Origin of the sequence: Micromonospora sp. CNB394 (assembly GCF_000374985.1) — a bacterium.
Lineage (GTDB): Bacteria > Actinomycetota > Actinomycetes > Mycobacteriales > Micromonosporaceae > Micromonospora > Micromonospora marina.
The window spans coordinates 1-16,908 of record NZ_KB895862.1 but is presented as its reverse complement, the minus strand read 5'-3'; the positions used below and the strand labels follow the sequence as shown (position 1 = coordinate 16,908).

General features: G+C 72.6%; 9 protein-coding genes. 6 read left to right on the top strand and 3 right to left on the bottom strand.

What is annotated here, in order from left to right; translation table 11 throughout:
- The first annotated feature begins 94 nt into the window (after window positions 1-94).
- The 4 genes from C569_RS0126365 (at window position 95) to C569_RS0126350 (ending at window position 5,992) form a co-directional block, all read left to right on the top strand.
- A complete protein-coding gene (locus C569_RS0126365; protein WP_026268675.1) occupies window positions 95-1,738 on the top strand; it encodes a PucR family transcriptional regulator ligand-binding domain-containing protein in 1,644 nt (547 codons plus the stop codon).
- Window positions 1,739-1,967: 229 nt separating this feature from the next.
- A complete protein-coding gene (locus C569_RS0126360) occupies window positions 1,968-3,656 on the top strand; it encodes a methylmalonyl-CoA mutase (RefSeq protein WP_018788736.1) in 1,689 nt (562 codons plus the stop codon).
- Window positions 3,657-3,835: 179 nt separating this feature from the next.
- Complete coding sequence (locus C569_RS0126355; protein WP_018788735.1) at window positions 3,836-4,753, top strand: tetratricopeptide repeat protein; 918 nt, start codon at window positions 3,836-3,838, stop codon at window positions 4,751-4,753.
- Window positions 4,754-4,813: 60 nt separating this feature from the next.
- A complete protein-coding gene (locus tag C569_RS0126350; RefSeq protein ID WP_018788734.1) occupies window positions 4,814-5,992 on the top strand; it encodes an arginase family protein in 1,179 nt (392 codons plus the stop codon).
- Window positions 5,993-6,002: 10 nt separating this feature from the next.
- Here C569_RS0126350 and C569_RS0126345 read toward each other — a convergent pair whose 3' ends face one another.
- Entirely contained in the window at window positions 6,003-7,970 is a 1,968-nt protein-coding gene (locus C569_RS0126345; protein ID WP_026268674.1) for a penicillin-binding transpeptidase domain-containing protein, read from the bottom strand.
- Window positions 7,971-8,258: 288 nt separating this feature from the next.
- Between C569_RS0126345 and C569_RS0126340 the strand changes: the two genes are divergently transcribed.
- Entirely contained in the window at window positions 8,259-13,319 is a 5,061-nt protein-coding gene (locus C569_RS0126340) for an NAD-glutamate dehydrogenase (protein WP_018788732.1), read from the top strand.
- 63 nt (window positions 13,320-13,382) lie between these two features.
- On the opposite strand, the gene C569_RS0126335 is transcribed toward C569_RS0126340, so the two are convergent.
- A complete protein-coding gene (locus tag C569_RS0126335; RefSeq protein ID WP_018788731.1) occupies window positions 13,383-14,231 on the bottom strand; it encodes a class F sortase in 849 nt (282 codons plus the stop codon).
- On the bottom strand, window positions 14,218-15,351 hold the full coding sequence (locus C569_RS0126330) for a hypothetical protein (protein WP_018788730.1): 1,134 nt from the start codon (window positions 15,349-15,351) through the stop codon (window positions 14,218-14,220). Before C569_RS0126330 ends, C569_RS0126335 begins: the two co-directional genes overlap by 14 nt.
- A gap of 567 nt (window positions 15,352-15,918) precedes the next feature.
- Between C569_RS0126330 and C569_RS0126325 the strand changes: the two genes are divergently transcribed.
- The coding region (locus tag C569_RS0126325; protein ID WP_026268673.1) for a glycoside hydrolase family 6 protein at window positions 15,919-16,908 on the top strand (990 nt) is incomplete at its 3' end.

Below are 16,908 nucleotides of genomic sequence, written 5' to 3'. Positions count from 1 at the left end.
GCGCTTGCCCAGGTCCGGGCAATGGACACTGTGTCGTTCCCGTCCACCGGAAGCGCACATACTGTGCGCCGGAGGAGAGGGGGGCGACGCTCCGATGCCCATGACGGTCCGAGACGTGCTCGAACTGCCGGCGTTGCAGCAGGCCGGGCCGCGCGTCCTGGCGGGCCGGGACCGGCTGGACGCGCCGGTGCGCTGGGTGCACGTCGCCGAGATCCCCGAGATCGCCGACCTGCTCCGGGGCGGCGAGCTGGTCCTGACCACCGGTATCGGCCTGCCCCCTGACGACGACGGGCTGCGCCGGTGGATCGACGACCTGGCGGCGGTCGGGGTGGCGGGTGTGGTGGTCGAGCTGGGCCGCCGGTTCGGCGGCACGCTGCCGGCCGGGCTGGTCGAGCACGCCCGCAGCCGGAACCTGCCCCTGATCGCGCTCCGCCGCGAGATGCGGTTCGTCGCCGTCACCGAGGTCGTCCACTCGGTGATCGTCGAGGAGCAGACGGCCGACCTGCTCGCCAAGGACGAGATCCACCGCATCTTCACCGAGCTTTCGGTGGAGGGCGCCGAGCCCCGGCAGGTGCTCCGCGAGGTCACCCGCCTGTCCCGGCGTCCCGCCGTGCTGGAGAACCTCGCCCACCAGGTGCTGGCGTACGAGACCGGCCCGCTTAGCGCCGAGGAGCTGCTCGACCGCTGGGAGACCCGCTCACGCGCGGTCGAGGTCCCGTCCGGCACCGGCTACGAACCGCGCTCGGGCTGGCTGGTGACAGGTGTCGAGGCGCGGGGCGACAGGTGGGGGCGGCTCGTGCTGCTGTGCGACCAGGAGCCACCGGCCCGGACCCGGGTGCTGCTGGAACGCGCCGCGTCCACCATCGCGCTGAACCAGCTCGTCGCCCGGGACTCGTCGTCGGTCGAACGGCAGGCGCGCAGCAGCCTGCTGCTGAGCATCGTCAACCACTCGGCGCCCACCCGGGACGTGGCGCTGCGGGCGCGCGGGCTCGGTGTGGTCCTGGAGCAGCGACGGCTGCTCGGCGTCGTGGTCCGGCGGCGCCGTCCGGCCCCGGGCGCCGGTGCCGGCGGGAATGCGAACCGGCGGGAACTGCTCGACGCGGTGGAGACGGCGGTACGCGAGTGCGGGCTCGCCGCGCTCGTCGGCGACGTGGACGAGGCGGCCGGCGGTACCGGTGTCACGCTCCTCGTCGCGCTCGACGAGACCGGCTCCGACGAGGCCGCGCTGGGGAACCTGTCCGCCGCGCTCACCCGGGCGGGCCACCGAGCCGGATCGGACGTCGTGGTCGCCGCCGGATCGGTGGTCCGGACGCTCGACCTGGCCCGGCGCTCGCTGGCCGAGGCGGCGCAGGTGGCCGACGCCACGGTGCACACCGCCGAGCCGCGCCCGTTCTACCGGCTGCACGACGTCCGCCTCCGGGGCCTGCTGTACCTGCTGCGCGACGACGTGCGCCTGCAGACGTTCGTCGAGCGCGAGCTGGGCCCGCTGCTCTCCTACGACCAGCGCCACGGCACGAACCACGTCGCCCTGCTGGAGACGTACCTCGTGGAGGGCCGCAACAAGCGGCGCGCGGCGGACGCGATGTCGGTGTCGCGATCAGCGCTGTACCAGCGGCTGGAGTTGATCGAGCGGGTGCTCGGCGTCGACCTGGAGTCGAGCGAGCGGCGCCTGTCGCTGCACGTGGCGCTCACCGCGCGGGACGTCATGCGTGCCGGCGGGCCCGAGCCCACCGGCTGACCGGTCACCTGTGCGTGCCGCGGCCCGACCCGAGGCGCCGGACGCCGTCGCGGGCCGGCGCGAGGCCCGCCGGGCAGCCGTCCGCCACCTGAGGCGAGGCTCTGACCTGCGGATCGACGGTGATGGGCCGGCCGCCGGGTTACCAGCCGGTACGCGTGCCCTTAAGGATCGTTCAGGATTTCGCTCTACACTCGGACTCGGGACGACGACTTGAGAAGGAGCTCCGCGGATGGACGCTGACGAGATCGCCGCCGGTCGGGCCCGCTGGCAGGCCCGCTACGACGCCGCCCGCAAGCGCGACGCGGACTTCACCACGCTGTCCGGACTGCCGGTCGAGCCGGTGTACGGCCCGCCGGAGGACTCCGCGTACCCCGGGTTCGAGCGGATCGGCTGGCCCGGCGAGTTCCCGTACACCAGGGGTCTGTATCCGACCGGCTACCGCGGGCGGACCTGGACCATCAGGCAGTTCGCCGGCTTCGGCAACGCCCGGCAGACAAACGAGCGCTACAAGATGATCCTCGGCGCGGGCGGCGGCGGTCTGTCAGTCGCCTTCGACATGCCGACGCTGATGGGCCGCGACTCGGACGACCCGCAGTCCCTCGGCGAGGTCGGCCACTGCGGCGTCGCCGTGGACTCGGCGGCCGACATGGAGGTGCTGTTCGACGGCATCGACCTGGCCGGCGTGACCACCTCCATGACCATCTCCGGTCCGGCCGTGCCGGTCTTCTGCATGTACCTGGTCGCCGCCGAACGGCAGGGCGCCGACCTGTCCACGCTGGACGGAACGCTCCAGACGGACATCTTCAAGGAGTACATCGCGCAGAAGGAGTGGCTGTTCGACCCCGAGCCGCACCTGCGCCTCATCGGCGACCTGATGGAGTACTGCGCGCGGGAGATCCCCCGGTACAAGCCGCTGTCCGTCTCCGGCTACCACATCCGCGAGGCCGGCTCGACCGCCGCGCAGGAGCTGGCGTACACGCTCGCCGACGGATTCGGGTACGTCGAGCTGGGCCTGTCGCGCGGCCTCGACGTGAACACGTTCGCCCCCGGCCTGAGCTTCTTCTTCGACTCCCACGTGGACTTCTTCGAGGAGATCGCCAAGTTCCGCGCCGCCCGCCGGATCTGGGCCCGCTGGCTGCGCGACGTGTACGGGGCGACCAGCGAGAAGGCGCAGTGGCTGCGGTTCCACACCCAGACCGCCGGGGTGTCGCTGACCGCCCAGCAGCCGGTGAACAACGTGGTCCGGACCGCCGTGGAGGCCCTGGCCGCGGTGCTCGGCGGCACCAACTCGCTGCACACCAACGCCCTCGACGAGACGCTCGCCCTGCCCACCGACTCCTCGGCCGAGATCGCCCTGCGTACCCAGCAGGTGCTGATGGAGGAGACCGGCGTGGTGAACGTGGCCGACCCGCTCGGCGGCTCCTGGTACGTCGAGGCGCTCACCGACCGGATCGAGGCCGAGGCGGAGGAGATCTTCGCCCGGATCAAGCAGCTCGGCGGCGAGGGCCCGCACACCATCGGCCCGATGACCTCCGGCATCCTGCGCGGCATCGAGGACGGCTGGTTCACCGGGCACATCGCCGAGTCGGCCTTCGCCTACCAGCAGGCGCTGGAGAAGGGCGACAAGCGGATCGTCGGCGTCAACTGCCACACCGGCACCGTCGCGAAGGACCTGGAGATCCTGCGCATCTCGCACGAGGTGGAGCTGGAGCAGCGCCGGGTGCTGACCGAGCGCAAGTCGGCCCGCGACGACGCCGCCGTCACCGCGGCCGTAGCGCGGATGGTCGAGGTCTCCCGGACCGGCGAGAACATGATCCCCGCCATGCTCGACGCGGTCCGCGCCGAGGCCACGCTCGGCGAGATCTGCGACGCCCTCCGCACCGAGTGGGGCGTCTACCGCGAGCCCGCCCGCTTCTGACCCACCGCCGTGCAAGGAAGGGCCCCTTCTTAACACGGCGTGTTAAGAAGGGGCCCTTCCTCTACCGCAGGCGTTAACAGGGGGCCCTTCCTTGCACGGGCTGAGCAGGTGGGAGAGTGGCGACTGTCGCCGTCGCGGCTGGTCGGAGATCCGTGACGCGCGTGCGAGACTAGACAACCATGAGCGACCCACGGATCACCTCGTCGATCTTCACCCGCGGCGCGGTCGACCTCAGCGCGCTGCGCACCCCCGCACCGGCCGACACCTCCTCCGCCACACCGTCCCAGGGCGCTGGGCCGACCGGGCTGCCGGGCAGCCCCGCCGGCTCCACCGCCGTGATCGACGTGACCGAGGCGAACATCCAGTCCGAGGTGCTCGAACGCTCGCTCACCACACCGGTGGTGGTCTTCTTCGGTGCCGCCGGCTACCCGGAGAGCGACCAGTTCGCCCCGGTGCTGGAGCGGCTTGCCGCCGAGGGCGGCGGAGCGTGGTTGCTGGCCCGGGTCGACGTGCAGCAGCAGCCGCGGCTCGCGCAGATGTTCCAGCTCCAGACGCTGCCCACCACGTACGCCATCGTCGGTGGCCGCCCGATCGACGCCTTCCCCGGCCCGGTGCCGGAGTCGCAGTTGCGACAGTGGCTCCAGGCGGTCCTCAAGGCCGGTGGCGTCACAGTCGCCGAGCCCGAGGACCCGCGCCTCGACGCCGCCGACGACGCGCTGATGAGCGGTGACCTCGACGCGGCCGAGGCGGCGTACCGGAAGATCCTGGCCGAGTCGCCGGCGGACGCGGCGGCGGAGGCGGGCCTGGCGCAGGTCGGGCTGGCCCGCCGGGTCGCGGGTGCCGACCCGCAGGGCGCGCTCGACGCCGCGGCCGCCGCCCCCGACGACGTGGACGCCCAGCTGCTCGCCGCCGACATCGAGGTGCTCAGCGGCGTCGCCGACCAGGCGTACAAGCGGCTGGTCGGCCTGGTCCGGCGCACCGCCGGGGACGACCGGGACCGGGTACGCCAGCACCTGCTCGGCCTGTTCACCATCGCCGGCCCGGACGACCCCGCCGTGGCCTCCGCCCGACGCGCCCTGGCCAGCGCGCTGTTCTGAGTCAATCCGCGCGGGCCGGCGCACCGCCGGCCCGCCCGACCGCCGAGGACGGGAGCCCATATGCGCCGGATCGCCGTCCTCGACGCGCCGACGAACCTCGGACTGCGCCCGCCCACCGTCAGCTCGGTCCCCGGGTGCGCCAAGGCGCCGGGTGCGCTGCGCGACCACGGCCTGCTCGCCCGGCTGCGGGCCCGCGACGCCGGCTGCCTCACCCCGCCCCGGTACGACCCGGGAGACTGGCGGCCCGGCGACGGCGTCTGCCACGCGCCGGAGATCTCCGCGTACTCGGCGGCGCTCGCCGACCGGATCGGCGCGATCATCGACCGGGGTGAGTTCCCGCTGGTGCTCGGCGGTGACTGCTCGGTGCTGCTCGGCTCGGCGCTGGCCATGCACCGCCTCGGCGAGGCGGTCGGCGGGCGGATCGGGCTGGTCTTCGTCGACGGCCACTCCGACTTCCGGCACCCCGGCAACGCCTCGTACGTCGGCGCCGCCGCCGGGGAGGATCTCGCCCTGGTCACCGGCCGGGGACAGCCCGACCTGGCCGCGATCGAGGGCCGCCGGCCGTACTTCCGGGACATCGACGTGGTGGTGCTCGGCATCCGCGCGCAGGACGAGTACCGGCTCGACCTCCAGGCCGCCGGCATCACCACCCGGCCGGTGCCGGCGCTGCGCGCCGAGGGCGCGGCCCGTACCGCCCAGTGGGCGCACGAACAACTCGTCGACTGCGCCGGCTACTGGGTGCACATCGACGTGGACGTGCTCGACCCGGCGGTGATGCCCGCCGTGGACGCGCCCGACCCGGGCGGCATCGCCTTCGCCGAGCTGGAGATCCTGCTCGCCGGGCTGGTCGACACCCCGCACTGCCTCGGCGTCGAGCTGACCGTCTTCGACCCCGACTACGACCCGGACGGGGCGTACGCGGCCGAGATCGTCAACACCGTGGTGGCCGGGCTCGCCCCGGTTGCCGCGCCGGGCGCCGTGCCGCCCCGGCTGCTGCCGGCCGGACCGGTCGCACCGGCGCCCCGCGCCGCCGACAGCCGGCCCGAGCCCGAGCCGCTGCCCGAGCCGCTGCCCGCCCCGGCGGCCGTGCCGGCGCCGGCGGTCGCGGTCGAGCCGATCGGCCCCGACCCGACCGCCGACGACGACCTCGGTGACGACTCGCTCGGGCCGGGCCTGCTGCGCCGCGCCGCCACCGGAGACGAGCCGGACCCGGCCCGCTCCGGCATCGACATCGCCTGACCGGTACGCCTCAGCTCGCGGCCAGGCCGCGCAGGAACTCCTCGGCGATCGGCGCCGCGACCTTCGAACCCGCCCCGCCCTGCTCCACGAAGACGGCGAAGGCCACGTCGCCCTGCCAGCCGACGAACCAGGCGTGCGTGTGCGCCGGGTTGTTGTCGTACTCCGCGGTGCCGGTCTTGCCGTGCACCGGCTCGCCCGGCACGTCCGCCAGCGCACTGCCGCTGCCCGCTGTGACCACCCCGCGCATCATCGACTTCAGCGCCGTCACCGACTCCGGCTTGAGCGCCTCGCCGGCCGGCGCGGGCTTGGCCGGCGCCGGGTCGAGCAGCAGCTCGGGCTGCTCGAACCTGCCCCGGGCCACCGCCGCCGTGGCGCTCGCCATCGCCAGCGGGCTCACCAGTGTGGTGCCCTGGCCGATCGCGGCGGCGGCCTGCTCGGTGGCCGAGCCGTTGGCGGAGATCTTGCCGGTGAACGCGTCGGTGCCGAGATCCCACGCGGCCTCCAGGCCGAGCGTACGGCCCGCCTGCGCCAGCCCGTCAGGGCCGAGCTTGGGTGCCAGCGCGGTGAACGCGGTGTTGCACGACTTGGCGAAGTCGGTGGCGAACGGCACTGGGCCCAGCTCGAAGTTGTCCGAGTTCTTGAAGACCCGGCCCTCGACGGTCGACGTCTTCGGGCAGTCCACAGTCGCCTGCGGAGTCACCGCGCCCCGGTCGAGCAGGCCGAGCGCGCTGACCATCTTGAACGTCGAGCCGGGCGGCACCTGGGCGGTGAAGGCGAGGTTCTCGCCCGCCGCGCCCGGGCCGTTCGCGGCGGCCAGCACCGCGCCGTCGCTGATCCGCACGGCGACCAGGGCGGAGCGGCGGGCCTGTCCGCGCAACGCGGCGTCGGCGGCGTTCTGGGTGGCCACGTCGATTGTGGTCTTCACCGGCTGCCCGGGCTTCGGGTCGGCGCGGAACAGTTCCGTGCCGGTCGGCTCCACCTTGCCGTCCGGGGTGGTCCGCTCGGTGATCACGGTGACGCCGGGGACGCCGCGCAGCCGCTCGTCGTACCGGCCCTGGAGGCCGCCGTGGCCGACCAGGTCGCCGCGCGCGTACCGCTCGGGGTGGGCCTGGAGGTCGTCGGCGGTGGCCTGGTCGACCGAGCCGAGCAGCGCGCGGGCGAACTCGCGGGTCGGCGCCAGCATGAGCTGCTCGGAGACGAACCGGGTGCCGGACAGTTCGTAGATGCGCGGCTTGATCTGCCGGTACGCCTCGTCGCGCAACGTCACCACCTCGACGCGCCCGTCCGGCTTCGCCTCCTGCATCCGCTTCGGGAGGTCGCCCAGGTCGACCGGCGGGGTGAGCGCGGGCCGGATCGCCCGGAACGCGGCGTCCAGCTTCCGGACCAGGCCGGGGACGTCGTCGACCTCGCCGGGGACGACCTGCACCCGGACCACCGGGCGCGGCGCGACGATCGGCTGACCGGCCGCGTCCAGCACACCGGCGCGCTGCGCCGGCTCCCGCCGCAGCGCGATCCGGTCACCGCCCTCCAGCTTCTCGTGCACCACCGACGGCTCCCAGATCACCTGCCAGTGGTCGTCGCCGCCGCGCTTGAGGCGTACCGGATTCTCGTAGTCCCAGGTGCCGCCGCCGGGCAGCGCCCAGCTCACCTTGACGCGGGCGGTGGCGACGTCCCCCTTTGTGGTGATGTCGCCGGTGCGCGCCAGCTCCGGCGGGTTGGCCGCGAGCGCGCCGGCGAGCGCCTGGATCTGCTTGGTCACCTCGCCCGCGGGCACCCGCCCGCCGGTCGGCTCGACGAAGCCGACCTCCCGCAGCTCGCCGGTGCGCCAGCCGCCGAGGAACGCCTCGACGGCCGTCTCGGGGCCGTCGTCCCCGGAGCATCCGGTCAGCGCGCCGGCCGCGACCAGGACGGCGACCAGCGCCGGGAGGGCGCGGTGACGGGTGTGACGGCGGGGGCGGACGGGGTACGACACGGGCATGAAGCAGTCCCTCCGGTGCTCAACTGCCCTGCACGCTAGTACGGTCCGGCGTTCCCCATCGCCCCGCCACGGCCTCCGGCAGCGCCAGAAGCGGCGTGTGACAGTGTGATGAACATCGCCAGTCGGGGTACTCCGCGATCGGTTGACCACGGGCCCGCAACGGGTGAAAGGACAGAGTCCCGATCCGGACGTCCGGCCAGTGGTCCGCCGCGGGAGGTACCACGCGGTAGGGCCTAGGCTGGGCGGCAGAGTGACCCACAACGCGGTGGGTCGAGGGGAGTGGCACCGATGGACCGGCGTCCGGCGATCAAACCGGGACCCGACCTCCGGCCGGCTGACACCGGCCGGGACGACGACGACAGCTTCGATTCGGCGACCGACGGAGACGGTTTCAGCCGTCTCGACACAGGGGTGACCGGGATGACCGGTTCCAGCATCGACACCCTCTACGACCTGGGCCTGCCCGCGCAGGCACTGGCCGACGAGTCGGAGGACGCCGAGCTGGACGAGCCAGTTCCCAACGCGGAGCGGCTGGTCGCCCAGGCGGTCGCGCTCGCCGGCGACGACCACGACGCGGCCACACTCGTGGACCGCTTCTGGCGGTTCGCGCCGGACGAGGAGCTGATCGGCTTCACCGCCGAGGAGATGCTGGAGGCGGCGCGGGCCCACCGGGACCTGGCCCAGCAGCGCGTTCCGGGCGAGCTGAAGCTCCGCATCCACGAGCCGGACGCCGAACAGCACCACACGGTCGTCGAGATCGTCACCGACGACATGCCGTTCCTGGTCGACTCCGTGACCGCCCTGCTGAACTCCCGCCACCTCGACGTGCACCTGCTGGTGCACCCGCTGGTCGTGGTGCGGCGTGAGCCGCTGGGCCGGCTCACCGAGGTCTCGGCGGACGTGGAACCGGACGACGCCATCGCCGGTGACCTGGTCGAGAGCTGGATGCGGATCGAGATCGACCCGGTCCGCGACCCGGCCGAACGGGAGACGCTGCGGCGCGAGTTGCAGCGGGTGCTCACCGACGTGCGCGAGGCGGTCGAGGACTGGCCGAAGATGCGGCAGCGGGCCCTCGCGCTCGCCGACGAGCTGGCCGCCGCCCGGACGTCGGACAACCGCCCGCCGGTGCCGGAGAAGGACATCACCGACTCGGTGGAGCTGCTGCGCTGGCTGGCGCACGACCACTTCACGTTCCTCGGCTACCGGGAGTACCGCCTGGTCGACACCGACGGCGCGCGCGGCGGGCAGGCCCTGGAGGCGGTGCTCGGCACCGGGCTGGGCATCCTGCGCTCCGACTCGCCGGAGGCCCGGTCGCTGAACTCGATGACGCCCGAGGCGCACGAGAAGGTGCTGGAGAAGCGCCTGCTCATCATCACCAAGGCCAACTCGCGTGCCACTGTGCACCGCTCGGCGTACCTCGACTACATCGGCTTCAAGATTTTCAACGAGGCCGGCGAGGTGGTCGGGGAGCGGCGTTTCCTGGGCCTGTTCTCCACCGCCGCGTACCGGACCAGCGTCCAGGAGCTGCCGGTGGTCCGGCGCAAGGTCGCCGAGGTGCTCGACCGCTCGGGCCTGAGCCTGCGCAGCCACTCCGGCAAGGACCTGTTGCAGATCCTGGAGACCTACCCGCGCGACGAGCTGTTCCAGATCAAGACCGACGACCTGTACCACGCGGTGATCGGCGTGCTGCGGATGGCGGGCCGCCGGCAACTGCGGGTGTTCCTGCGCCGCGACGCGTACGGGCGGTTCATCTCCTGCCTGATCTACCTGCCGCGGGACCGCTTCACCACGCAGAACCGGCTGCGCATGCAGGACATCCTGCTGCGCGAGCTGAACGGCGTCGGCGTCGACTACACCACGCGGGTGACCGAGTCGATGCTGGCCCGGGTGCACTTCATCGTGCGTACCGACCCGAACAACCCGCCCGGCGACATCGACGCCGATCTGCTCGCCGAGGAGCTGGCCGACGCGACCCGGCTCTGGGACGACGACTACCGGCTGGTGCTGGAACGCAAGCTCGGCGACGAGCAGGCCAAGCACCTGTTCGCCAGGTACGCCGACGCGTTCCCGGAGGGCTACAAGGACGGGCACACGCCGTACGAGGCGATGAAGGACCTGGCGAAGCTGGAGCTGCTGGAGGAGCCCGGCCAGCTGGAGATGCACCTGTTCCGCAAGCAGGCGCCGCCGCGTCCGTACGCCGCCCGCGCCGCCGACGAGGCGATGGACGTGCGGTTCAAGGTCTACCGGTACGGCGAGCCGATGATGCTCTCCGCCGTGCTGCCGGTGCTGCACTCCCTCGGCGTGAAGGTGGTCGACGAGCACCCGTACGAGGTGGAGCGCGTCGACGGCCGGATCTGGCTCTACGACTTCGGTCTGGAGCTGCCCGAGCGGCACCAGGACCTGGCCGAGGTGCGCCCGCACGTGGAGAACGCCTTCGCCGCCGCCTGGCGGGGCGAGGCCGAGGTGGACGGCTTCAACGAGCTGGTGCTCCGGGCCGGGCTCACCTGGCGGCAGGTCGTCGTGCTGCGCGCGTACGCGAAGTACCTGCGCCAGGCCGGCACCGTGTTCTCCCAGGAGTACATGGAGCAGACGTTCATCGCGTACCCGCAGATCGCCGGACTGCTGGTGAAACTGTTCGAGACCCGGTTCGCCCCGGGCGCGACCACGCTCGACGAGCGCCGGCAGCGCAGCGGTGAGCTGGTCGACGCGATCGCCGAGGCCCTGGACGAGGTGGCCAGCCTCGACCAGGACCGCATCCTGCGGTCGTACCTGACGTTGATCCAGGCCACGCTGCGCACCAGCTTCTACCAGAAGCCGGTGGGTGGGCGGCCGAAGGCGTACGTGGCGTTCAAGCTGGACCCGCAGGCCATCCCGGACCTGCCGGCCCCGCGACCCAAGTTCGAGATCTTCGTCTACTCGCCCCGGTTCGAGGGCGTACACCTGCGCTACGGGCCGGTGGCCCGCGGCGGCCTGCGCTGGTCCGACCGGCGCGAGGACTTCCGGACCGAGGTCCTCGGCCTGGTCAAGGCGCAGATGGTGAAGAACGCGGTGATCGTGCCGGTCGGCGCCAAGGGCGGCTTCGTGCTCAAGCAGAAGCCGGGCGACCGGGACGAGGCGGTCATCTGCTACAAGGAGTTCATCTCCGCGCTGCTCGACGTCACCGACAACATCGTCAGCGGCGAGATCGTGCCGCCCGAGGACGTGGTCCGGCACGACGGCGACGACCCGTACCTGGTGGTGGCCGCCGACAAGGGCACCGCGACGTTCTCCGACATCGCCAACGAGATCTCCGAGGCGCACAGCTTCTGGCTGGGCGACGCGTTCGCCTCCGGCGGCTCGGCCGGCTACGACCACAAGAAGATGGGCATCACCGCCCGTGGCGCCTGGGAGTCCGTCAAGCGGCACTTCCGGGAGCTGGGGCACGACACCCAGACGCAGGACTTCACGGTGGTCGGTGTCGGTGACATGTCCGGCGACGTGTTCGGCAACGGGATGCTGCTGTCGCAGCACATCCGCCTGGTGGCCGCGTTCGACCACCGGCACATCTTCCTGGACCCGGATCCGGACTCGGCCCGGTCCTTCGCCGAACGCAGGCGGCTGTTCGACATGCCCCGCTCGTCCTGGGAGGACTACGACCGCGAGCTGATCTCCGAAGGCGGCGGGATCTACCCGCGTACCGCGAAGTCGGTGCCGGTCTCGCCGCAGGTCCGCGCGGTGCTCGGCCTCGACGAGGACGTCACGCAGCTCAGCCCGCCGGAGCTGATGAAGGCGATCCTCACCGCGCCGGTCGACCTGTTCTGGAACGGCGGCATCGGCACCTACGTCAAGGCGTCCAGCCAGACCAGTGCCGACGTGGGGGACAAGTCCAACGACGCCATCCGGGTGGACGGCAAGGGCCTGCGCTGCCGGGTGGTCGGCGAGGGCGGCAACCTGGGCTTCACCCAGCAGGGCCGGATCGAGTACGCCTCGACCGGCGGCCGCATCTACACCGACTTCATCGACAACGCGGCCGGTGTGGACTGCTCCGACCACGAGGTCAACATCAAGATCCTGCTCAACACGGCGGTGGCCGACGGTGAGCTGGACCGGCCGGAGCGCGACGAGCTGCTGGCCCAGATGACCGACGAGGTCGCCGATCTGGTGCTGCGGGACAACTACGACCAGGCTCGGGCGCTCAACAACGCCCAGGCACAGGCCGCCTCGCTGCTGCCGGTGCACCGGCGGATGATCAACGAGTTGGAGCGGTCCGGTGCGCTGGACCGGGCGCTGGAGGCGCTGCCCTCGGACGAGGAACTGGCGGTCCGCACCGAGAGCGGGCTGACCGCGCCGGAGTTCGCGGTGCTGCTCGCGTACGTCAAGATCGTGCTGGAGCGCGAGATCGTCGGCGAGGGCCTGGCGGACGAGGAGTGGACGACCGAGGTCCTGGTCAACTACTTCCCGACGCCGCTGCGTCAGCGCTTCGCCGAGCGGATGGGCCGGCACCGCCTGCGCCGGGACATCGTCACGACCGTCCTGGTCAACGAGGCGATCAACCGGGGCGGCATCTCGTTCGTCTTCCGGGTGGTCGAGGAGACTGCGGCGTCCGCGGCCGACGTGCTCCGGGCGTACGCGGTGGTCCGCGAGGTGTTCGGCCTGCGCGACCTGTGGGACGCGGTCGAGGCGCTTGACAACAAGGTCTCGCCCGAGTTGCAGACCGCCGTCTATCTGGACACCCGGCGGCTGCTCGACCGCGCGGTGCGCTGGCTGGTCACCAACCGGCGGTCGCCGATCGACGTGCCGGCGGAGATCTCCCGCCTGCGTGACGGTGTGGCCCGGCTCCTGCCGGACCTGGAGCACCGGTTCTGGGGCACCGAGCGGGAGGCCATCGCGGCGCACATCGAGTCGCTGGTCGGCCGCGGGCTGCCGCGTGACCTGGCCGAGCAGGCGACCCGCCTGATGTACAGCTTCGGCCTGCTGGACATCGTCGAGACGGCGCAGGGCACCGGGCGGGACGTGAGCGAGGTGGCCTCGGTCTACTTCGTGCTCTCCGACCGGTTCCGGGTCGACGCGCTGTTGTCGAAGATCTCCCTGCTGCCCCGCGAGGACCGGTGGCAGACCCTGGCCCGGATGGCGCTGCGCTACGACCTGTACGCCGCGCTCGCCGCGCTCACCGCGGAGGTGCTCGGGTCCACGCCCGAGGACGTGCCACCGGTGGAGCGGGTGCAGGAGTGGGAGCAGGCGAACGCCACCTCGATCCACCGGGCGCACCGGGCGATGGGGGAGTTCGACGAGTCCCGCGCCGACCTGGCCGCGCTGTCGGTGCTGCTGCGCCAGATCCGTACCCTGGTCCGGACCTCGGCGGCGGCCTGACCGCTGATGCGTGCGTGGCCCGGTGGTCGGGGACCGACCACCGGGCCACTGCCGTGTAGGCCCTCAGCTCGTCATCGGGGCGTAGACGACGATGTTGTCCAAGTAGCTGCCGGCCGTCCGGTCGAACACCCCGCCGCAGGTCACGACGCGCAGGGCGGGCACGGCCGACGGGCCGTAGACCTGCGCGGCGGGAAAGGCGGTCTTCGGGTACGACCCGACCTCCCGCACCGTGAACGTGGCGGACGAGCCGTCCTGCCGGGTGACCACGATCGTGTCGCCGGGCACCAGCGCGCCGAGGTTGAAGAACACCGCCGGGCCGAGCTGGGCGGAGTCGACGTGACCCACGATCACCGCGTTACCGGCCTCGCCCGGGCTGGCGCCGGGGGAGTACCAGCCGGCCTTCATGGCCTGGTCCAGCGGGGGCACCTGGACCGTGCCGTCCGGGTTCGTGCCGAGCGACATGATCGGCGCCTGCACCCCGATGCGGGGGATCGAGATGGTGGCCGGCGCCGATCGGGGGAGCGGGGCCGGGGCGGGGCCGGTGGCGCCCGCCGCGCCCGGGGTGCCCGTCGTGCCCAGGGCTCCCGGGGTGACGGACCCGGCCGGCGGGTCCGGCGTCGCCGGGCCGTTGCCGCCCCCGGCGGCCTCCGCAGCCGGCCGGCCCGCGGCGTCCGGCCCTTCGGTGTCCGGGTCGGTGGCGATCCCGGCCGGGTCGGCTCGCGGTCCGGTGGTGACGGGAGCGGCCTGCGAGATCGGCTGCGGCGGTGACGGCGGCGGGACGGTCCGGACGGAAGCGCCGATCAGACCGGCCCCGGCCATGGCGAGCAGGACGACGACGGCGGTGCCGGCGGCACGCCACGGACTTCCGTGACGGCCGCCGGCCCGGGTCGTCGTCCGGTCAGACCAGGCCACCGGCCCGCCGCCGGCGCAGCAGCACCAGGCCGCCCAGCGCCGCGGCGCCGATCATGCCCGCGCCGCCGGTGGCGAGGTTGCGGTCCACGCCGGTGCTCGTCATGCCACCGTCGCCGCCGTCGACCCCACCGCGCGGCAGGACCACCAGCTCGCCCTCACCGCAGGTGCCCCGCAGCTCGTACCGGCCCGGCCGGGCGTCGTGCGAGACGGTGGCCTCGCCGTAGTAGACGAAGTCCTTCCCGTGCTCCCAGCCGTCATTGCCGTAGTCGTGCTCGGCGTCCTTGCCGTAGCCGCCCTTGTCGTCCGGCCAGGCGCCTCCGCTCGCCTGCCAGTCGTCCTTGCCGTGCTCGCCCTTGGCGTCCTTGCCGTGTTCGTCCTTCGCGTCCTTGCCGTACCGGCCCTTGCCGTCGGAGCCGTGCGCGTCCCTGGTCCAGTCCGGCGTGCCCCGCTGCTCCTTCTCCCAGCCCGGCTCGGCGTCCTGGCCGTACTCGTCGTGCCCCTGCCAGTCGCCCGGGTCGACGGCCGTGCCGCCGCCCGCGCCGCCCGGCTGCGGCTGTCCCCCCGGCTGACCGGCGGGCGGCTGGGGCTGGTTCGCCGGAGGCTGCGGCATGCCGTCGCCACCCGGCCCGTTGCCACCCGGCCCGTTGCCGTCCGGGCCGTGCCCGTCGCCGCCCGGCTCGCCGCGACCGTCGGGACCCTTGCCGTGGTCGTCCTTGCCGTCGGGGCCCTTGCCGTCGGGGCCCTTGCCGTCGGGGCCCTTGCCGTCGGGGCCCTTGCCGTGGTCGTCCTTGCCGTCGGGGCCCTTGCCGTCCGGGCCCTTGCCGTGGTCGCCGCCGCGGTCGGTCCGGTCGCCGTGCTCGCCGTCGCGAGCCGGGTGCAGGTCGACCTTGCCGGTCACCTTCGACCAGACGGTGGCGTGCTTCTGCGGCTCGGAGCAGATCGCGAGCAGCTCGACGGTGTCCCCCGCCTTCACCACGTGCGGCTTGGCGACGACCTTGCCCTCGTCGTGCCCGCCCGCGTAGGCCATCCCCGGGGTGAACACGAGAAGGCCGGCGCCGCCGAGGGCGGCGCCCGCGACCACCTTCCCGAGCATCTTCTTAGCCATGACCAGCGTCTCCATCCCTGTTCGTCCTGAGCCCGACGTCAGTCGAGCTAAGGCCGACGTTAGACCTTTTCGCGACTTATTCGGGGAAAGATTCGCTTTTAGGGATTTGCTGATGTTGCGGCTGGTCCGCGTCCTACCCGACGCTGCGCACCGATCCGCCTCCCTTCGCCTCCGCCGGGACGCCGGTTCCGCTCGTGCGGCGCTGGCGGATCTGACCCTGCCCGTCCCGTTGGGCCCTGATCGCGCGGCTTCGCCGTCGATGCCGACGAGGCGCGGGGGTGGGGTGAGCGTCAAGCTATCGAGCCATTGCCATGGAAGCGCTCCCATGTAAGAATCGCTGCACGCGGTTCGGGGAGCCACACCGCGAGCTCAGACGTCGAGGGCAGCCGGCACCACCGGCCGACGTCCCGCTCCATCGGCCGGTCCTGCGGACCGGTTGGCACCACCACCCCACAACGCCCGTCCGGGTCGGGCGTCCCCGAAAAAACCCGTGGCGTGCACGGTCGTTCCCGCAGGACGACCACCGCCGCCATGTGCGCCGGGCCGTACGCGGATCCGGTCTCGCCCAAGGAGATCAGTGGCATGAATCTGTGGAGAAGGCTGTCCGGCCGGAACCGGACGCTTGCGCTCACCGGCGCCGGCGTCCTGGTAGCCGGTGGACTGGTGACCCTCCCGGTCACCGCGGCGCAGGCCGCCACCCAGTGCAGCGTGACCTACACGACCAGCGACTGGCCCGGTGGATTCACCGGCAGCGTGACCATCAGGAACATCGGTGACGCGCTCAGCTCGTGGAACCTCGGCTTCACCTTCCCGAACAGCTCACAGCGGGTGGTGAACGGCTGGTCCGCGCGTTGGTCGCAGAACGGCCAGAACGTCACCGCGCAGAACGAGTCGTGGAACGGCTCCGTCGCCAGCGGTGCCACGCTGAGCCTCGGCTTCAACGGCTCCTGGAGCGGCAGCAACCCCAAGCCGACCCAGTTCACGCTCAACGGCACCGTGTGCAACGGCGGCACGCCGCCCACGAGCACGCCGCCCACGAGCACCCCGCCGACCAGCACCCCGCCGACGAGCACGCCGCCCACGTCGACCCCGCCTACCTCGACGCCGCCGACCACCCCGCCGCCGGGGCAGAAGGTCGACAACCCGTACGTCGGGGTGAAGGGGTACGTGAACCCCGAGTGGAAGGCCAAGGCCGAGTCGGTGGCCGGCGGTAACCGGGTGTCGAACAACCCGACCGCGGTCTGGCTGGACCGGATCGCCGCCATCAACGGCACCCCGGACAGCAGCTCCAACGGTGCGATGGGCGTGCGGGACCACCTGGATGAGGCGCTCGCTCAGGGTGCCGGTTACATCCAGTTCGTCATCTACAACCTGCCCGGCCGGGACTGTGCGGCGCTCGCCTCCAACGGTGAGCTGGGCCCGAACGAGCTGCCCAAGTACAAGGCCGAGTACATCGACCCGATCGCCGCGATCCAGGGCGACGCGAAGTACCGGAACCTGCGCATCATCAACATCATCGAAATCGACTCGCTGCCCAACCTGGTGACCAACACCTCGGGCAACGCGGGCGGC